Annotated in this window: 9 tRNA genes and 3 rRNA genes; all 12 read left to right on the forward strand. The window is 52.2% G+C overall.

Going from position 1 to position 5,852, the window contains the following annotated elements:
- Window positions 1-1,170: ribosomal RNA gene (locus tag LCY76_RS00005) — 16S ribosomal RNA — on the forward strand; the annotation flags it as partial.
- Between the two features lie 94 nt (window positions 1,171-1,264).
- A tRNA-Ile gene (locus LCY76_RS00010) sits at window positions 1,265-1,341 on the forward strand.
- Window positions 1,342-1,364: 23 nt separating this feature from the next.
- Window positions 1,365-1,440: transfer RNA gene (locus tag LCY76_RS00015), tRNA-Ala, on the forward strand.
- 261 nt (window positions 1,441-1,701) lie between these two features.
- A 23S ribosomal RNA gene (locus LCY76_RS00020) occupies window positions 1,702-4,639 on the forward strand.
- Window positions 4,640-4,715, forward strand: a tRNA-Lys gene (locus LCY76_RS00025).
- 28 nt (window positions 4,716-4,743) lie between these two features.
- Window positions 4,744-4,828 (forward strand) — tRNA-Leu (locus LCY76_RS00030).
- Between the two features lie 24 nt (window positions 4,829-4,852).
- A tRNA-Leu gene (locus LCY76_RS00035) sits at window positions 4,853-4,938 on the forward strand.
- Between the two features lie 39 nt (window positions 4,939-4,977).
- Window positions 4,978-5,054 (forward strand) — tRNA-Arg (locus LCY76_RS00040).
- A 3-nt stretch (window positions 5,055-5,057) separates the two neighbouring features.
- A tRNA-Pro gene (locus tag LCY76_RS00045) sits at window positions 5,058-5,134 on the forward strand.
- Between the two features lie 8 nt (window positions 5,135-5,142).
- A tRNA-Gly gene (locus tag LCY76_RS00050) sits at window positions 5,143-5,216 on the forward strand.
- A 10-nt stretch (window positions 5,217-5,226) separates the two neighbouring features.
- Window positions 5,227-5,303, forward strand: a tRNA-Ile gene (locus tag LCY76_RS00055).
- Between the two features lie 169 nt (window positions 5,304-5,472).
- Window positions 5,473-5,852: ribosomal RNA gene (locus tag LCY76_RS00060) — 16S ribosomal RNA — on the forward strand; the annotation flags it as partial.

Consider the following 5,852-nt stretch of genomic DNA (forward strand, 5'->3'; position numbering starts at 1 on the left):
ATGGACGAAAGTCTGACCGAGCAACGCCGCGTGAGCGATGAAGGCCTTCGGGTCGTAAAGCTCTGTTGTCAGAGAAGAACAAGTACCGGAGTAACTGCCGGTACCTTGACGGTACCTGACCAGAAAGCCACGGCTAACTACGTGCCAGCAGCCGCGGTAATACGTAGGTGGCAAGCGTTATCCGGAATTATTGGGCGTAAAGCGCGCGCAGGCGGTTCTTTAAGTCTGATGTGAAAGCCCACGGCTCAACCGTGGAGGGTCATTGGAAACTGGGGAACTTGAGTGCAGGAGAGAAAAGTGGAATTCCACGTGTAGCGGTGAAATGCGTAGAGATGTGGAGGAACACCAGTGGCGAAGGCGGCTTTTTGGCCTGTAACTGACGCTGAGGCGCGAAAGCGTGGGGAGCAAACAGGATTAGATACCCTGGTAGTCCACGCCGTAAACGATGAGTGCTAGGTGTTGGGGGGTTCCACCCTCAGTGCTGACGTTAACACATTAAGCACTCCGCCTGGGGAGTACGACCGCAAGGTTGAAACTCAAAGGAATTGACGGGGGCCCGCACAAGCAGTGGAGCATGTGGTTTAATTCGAAGCAACGCGAAGAACCTTACCAGGTCTTGACATCCTCTGACCATCCTAGAGATAGGACTTTCCCCTTCGGGGGACAGAGTGACAGGTGGTGCATGGTTGTCGTCAGCTCGTGTCGTGAGATGTTGGGTTAAGTCCCGCAACGAGCGCAACCCTTGACCTTAGTTGCCAGCATTCAGTTGGGCACTCTAAGGTGACTGCCGGTGACAAACCGGAGGAAGGTGGGGATGACGTCAAATCATCATGCCCCTTATGACCTGGGCTACACACGTGCTACAATGGGTGGTACAAAGGGTTGCAAAGCCGCGAGGCCGAGCCAATCCCAAAAAGCCACTCTCAGTTCGGATTGTAGGCTGCAACTCGCCTACATGAAGCCGGAATTGCTAGTAATCGCGGATCAGCATGCCGCGGTGAATACGTTCCCGGGCCTTGTACACACCGCCCGTCACACCACGAGAGTTTGTAACACCCGAAGTCGGTGGGGTAACCTTTTAGGAGCCAGCCGCCGAAGGTGGGACAGATGATTGGGGTGAAGTCGTAACAAGGTAGCCGTATCGGAAGGTGCGGCTGGATCACCTCCTTTCTATGGAGACATGAGTGCACTTTGATGCCTCATGAACTTACCTGAGCTTTTGTTTGGTTTTGAGAGAACTTCTCTCATCTATAATATGGTGCATGGGCCTATAGCTCAGCTGGTTAGAGCGCACGCCTGATAAGCGTGAGGTCGATGGTTCGAGTCCATTTAGGCCCACCATAACATTTTCATACAGACAAGATGGGGCCTTAGCTCAGCTGGGAGAGCGCCTGCCTTGCACGCAGGAGGTCAGCGGTTCGATCCCGCTAGGCTCCACCACTAGAAAATATAGTTGATATTTTCTTTTTTAGTCGGTATAATATGAAAGTTGTCTCTTGAAGACAACGCCGATATGCACCTGCGATTACTCGGTGCATGTAACACAGAAGGTTACACAGCGTTGTAGCCATGTTCCTTGAAAACTAGATAACGAAACATCCAAACAAAGCCAACTAATTCATTAGTTGTGCGCTGATTATGCAAGACCCATGATCTAACGATCATGTGAAACGATTCAGCTGAAAAGCTGATTCGGTTAAAGGTTAAGCTAGAAAGGGCGCACGGTGGATGCCTTGGCACTAGGAGCCGAAGAAGGACGGGACGAACACCGATATGCCTCGGGGAGCTGTAAGTAAGCATTGATCCGGGGATTTCCGAATGGGGGAACCCACCATCCGTAATGGGATGGTATCCATATCTGAATACATAGGATATGAGAAGGCAGACCCGGGGAACTGAAACATCTAAGTACCCGGAGGAAGAGAAAGCAAATGCGATTTCCTGAGTAGCGGCGAGCGAAACGGAATCAGCCCAAACCAGAGGGCTTGCCCTCTGGGGTTGTAGGACACTCAACATGGAGTTACAAAGGAACGGGGTAGATGAAGCGGTCTGGAAAGGCCAGCCAAAGAAGGTAACAGCCCTGTAGTTGAAACTTCGTTCCCTCCTGAGTGGATCCTGAGTACGGCGGGACACGTGAAACCCCGTCGGAATCCGGGAGGACCATCTCCCAAGGCTAAATACTCCCTAGTGACCGATAGTGAACCAGTACCGTGAGGGAAAGGTGAAAAGCACCCCGGAAGGGGAGTGAAAGAGATCCTGAAACCGTGTGCCTACAAGTAGTTGGAGCCCATTAACGGGTGACAGCGTGCCTTTTGTAGAATGAACCGGCGAGTTACGATAACGTGCAAGGTTAAGCTGATAAGGCGGAGCCGCAGCGAAAGCGAGTCTGAATAGGGCGCCATAGTACGTTGTCGTAGACCCGAAACCGTGTGATCTACCCATGTCCAGGGTGAAGTTCAGGTAACACTGAATGGAGGCCCGAACCCACGCACGTTGAAAAGTGCGGGGATGAGGTGTGGGTAGGGGTGAAATGCCAATCGAACACGGAGATAGCTGGTTCTCCCCGAAATAGCTTTAGGGCTAGCCTCGCGGCTAGAGTCCTGGAGGTAGAGCACTGATTGGACTAGGGGCCCCCACAGGGTTACCGAATTCAGTCAAACTCCGAATGCCAGAGACTTATCCGCGGGAGTCAGACTGCGAGTGATAAGATCCGTAGTCAAGAGGGAAACAGCCCAGACCATCAGCTAAGGTCCCAAAGTATACGTTAAGTGGGAAAGGATGTGGAGTTGCCCAGACAACCAGGATGTTGGCTTAGAAGCAGCCACCATTTAAAGAGTGCGTAATAGCTCACTGGTCGAGTGACTCTGCGCCGAAAATGTACCGGGGCTAAACGTATCACCGAAGCTATGGATTGTACCGTAAGGTACAGTGGTAGGGGAGCGTTCGAAGTGCAGTGAAGTCAGACCGGAAGGACTGGTGGAGCGCTTTGAAGTGAGAATGCCGGTATGAGTAGCGAAAGACAAGTGAGAATCTTGTCCATCGAAAGCCTAAGGTTTCCTGAGGAAGGCTCGTCCGCTCAGGGTTAGTCGGGACCTAAGCCGAGGCCGAAAGGCGTAGGCGATGGCCAACAGGTTGAAATTCCTGTACCACCTCCTTTCCGTTTGAACGACGGGGGGACGCAGGAAGGTAGGGAGAGCGCGCGATTGGAAATGCGCGTCTAAGCAGTTAGGCTGATTGTGAGGCAAATCCCGCAATCGTGAAGGCTGAGCTGTGACGGCGAGGGAAATTACAGTACCGAAGTCCCTGATCCTACACTGCCAAGAAAAGCCTCTAGTGAGGAAAGAGGTGCCCGTACCGCAAACCGACACAGGTAGGCGAGGAGAGAATCCTAAGATGATCGGGAGAACTCTCGTTAAGGAACTCGGCAAAATGACCCCGTAACTTCGGGAGAAGGGGTGCTCTGATAGGGTTAACGCCCGAGAGAGCCGCAGTGAATAGATCCAAGCGACTGTTTAGCAAAAACACAGGTCTCTGCGAAGCCGCAAGGCGAAGTATAGGGGCTGACACCTGCCCGGTGCTGGAAGGTTAAGAGGAGGGGTTATCCCTTACGGGAGAAGCTCTGAATTGAAGCCCCAGTAAACGGCGGCCGTAACTATAACGGTCCTAAGGTAGCGAAATTCCTTGTCGGGTAAGTTCCGACCCGCACGAAAGGTGTAACGACTTGGATACTGTCTCAACGAGAGACCCGGTGAAATTATAGTACCTGTGAAGATGCAGGTTACCCGCGACAGGACGGAAAGACCCCATGGAGCTTTACTGCAGCTTGATATTGGATTTTGGTACAGTTTGTACAGGATAGGTAGGAGCCTGAGAAGTCGGAGCGCCAGCTTCGATGGAGGCGTCGGTGGGATACTACCCTGACTGTATTGAAATTCTAACCTGGAACCGTGATCCGGTTCGGAGACAGTGTCAGGTGGGCAGTTTGACTGGGGCGGTCGCCTCCTAAATTGTAACGGAGGCGCCCAAAGGTTCCCTCAGAATGGTTGGAAATCATTCGCAGAGTGTAAAGGCACAAGGGAGCTTGACTGCGAGACCTACAAGTCGAGCAGGGACGAAAGTCGGGCTTAGTGATCCGGTGGTTCCGCATGGAAGGGCCATCGCTCAACGGATAAAAGCTACCCTGGGGATAACAGGCTTATCTCCCCCAAGAGTCCACATCGACGGGGAGGTTTGGCACCTCGATGTCGGCTCATCGCATCCTGGGGCTGAAGTAGGTCCCAAGGGTTGGGCTGTTCGCCCATTAAAGCGGTACGCGAGCTGGGTTCAGAACGTCGTGAGACAGTTCGGTCCCTATCCGTCGCGGGCGCAGGAAATTTGAGAGGAGCTGTCCTTAGTACGAGAGGACCGGGATGGACACACCGCTGGTGTACCAGTTGTTCCGCCAGGGGCATAGCTGGGTAGCTACGTGTGGACGGGATAAGTGCTGAAAGCATCTAAGCATGAAGCCCCCCTCAAGATGAGATTTCCCATCACGTCAAGTGAGTAAGACCCCTTAGAGATGATGAGGTTGATAGGTCTGGTGTGGAAGCGTGGTGACACGTGGAGCTGACAGATACTAATCGGTCGAGGGCTTATCCTTGAGCCATTAGCTCAGTCGGTAGAGCATCTGACTTTTAATCAGAGGGTCGAAGGTTCGAGTCCTTCATGGCTCACCATCTTAATAATAGCAGCACAAACACACATGCGGGTGTGGCGGAATTGGCAGACGCGCTAGACTTAGGATCTAGTGTCTTATGACGTGGGGGTTCGAGTCCCTTCACCCGCACCATTTTTTTAAAACTTTAATTGCTTTGCGGTCGTGGCGGAATGGCAGACGCGCTAGCTTGAGGGGCTAGTGGGGGCAACCCCGTGGAGGTTCGAGTCCTCTCGACCGCACCAAAGCTTCTCATATAACATTTAAATAAAGAAATAAAATATGCGCCCTTAGCTCAGCTGGATAGAGTGTTTGACTACGAATCAAAAGGTCGGGAGTTCGAATCTCTCAGGGCGCGCCATAACGGGAAGTGGCTCAGCTTGGTAGAGCACCTGGTTTGGGACCAGGGGGTCGCAGGTTCAAATCCTGTCTTCCCGACCATCTTTTTCGCGGGTGTAGTTTAGTGGTAAAACAAGAGCCTTCCAAGCTCTGGTCGTGAGTTCGATTCTCATCACCCGCTCCATTTAATTTTTGGGCCTATAGCTCAGCTGGTTAGAGCGCACGCCTGATAAGCGTGAGGTCGATGGTTCGAGTCCATTTAGGCCCACCATTTTTTAAGGGCAATGCACTTGACATCCGCTCTTCTAATGGATATAATAGTTAAGCTACACTAACAAGTAGCAAATGTTCTTTGAAAACCAAACAAAAGCCAGGTAAGTCAGGGATTTTACAATCCCATCAATTTCTTATTTTAAACATTAAGAGCTATATCAAACACTTTATTGGAGAGTTTGATCCTGGCTCAGGATGAACGCTGGCGGCGTGCCTAATACATGCAAGTCGAGCGGACCAAAGAGAGCTTGCTCTCTGAGGTTAGCGGCGGACGGGTGAGTAACACGTGGGTAACCTGCCTGTAAGACGGGGATAACTTCGGGAAACCGAAGCTAATACCGGATGATAAAGAGAAACGCCTGTTTCTTTTTTGAAAGTCGGCCTTGTGCTGACGCTTACAGATGGGCCCGCGGCGCATTAGCTAGTTGGTGAGGTAACGGCTCACCAAGGCGACGATGCGTAGCCGACCTGAGAGGGTGATCGGCCACACTGGGACTGAGACACGGCCCAGACTCCTACGGGAGGCAGCAGTAGGGAATCTTCGGCA

The organism is Fictibacillus marinisediminis, assembly GCF_023149135.1.
Lineage (GTDB): Bacteria > Bacillota > Bacilli > Bacillales > Fictibacillaceae > Fictibacillus_C > Fictibacillus_C marinisediminis.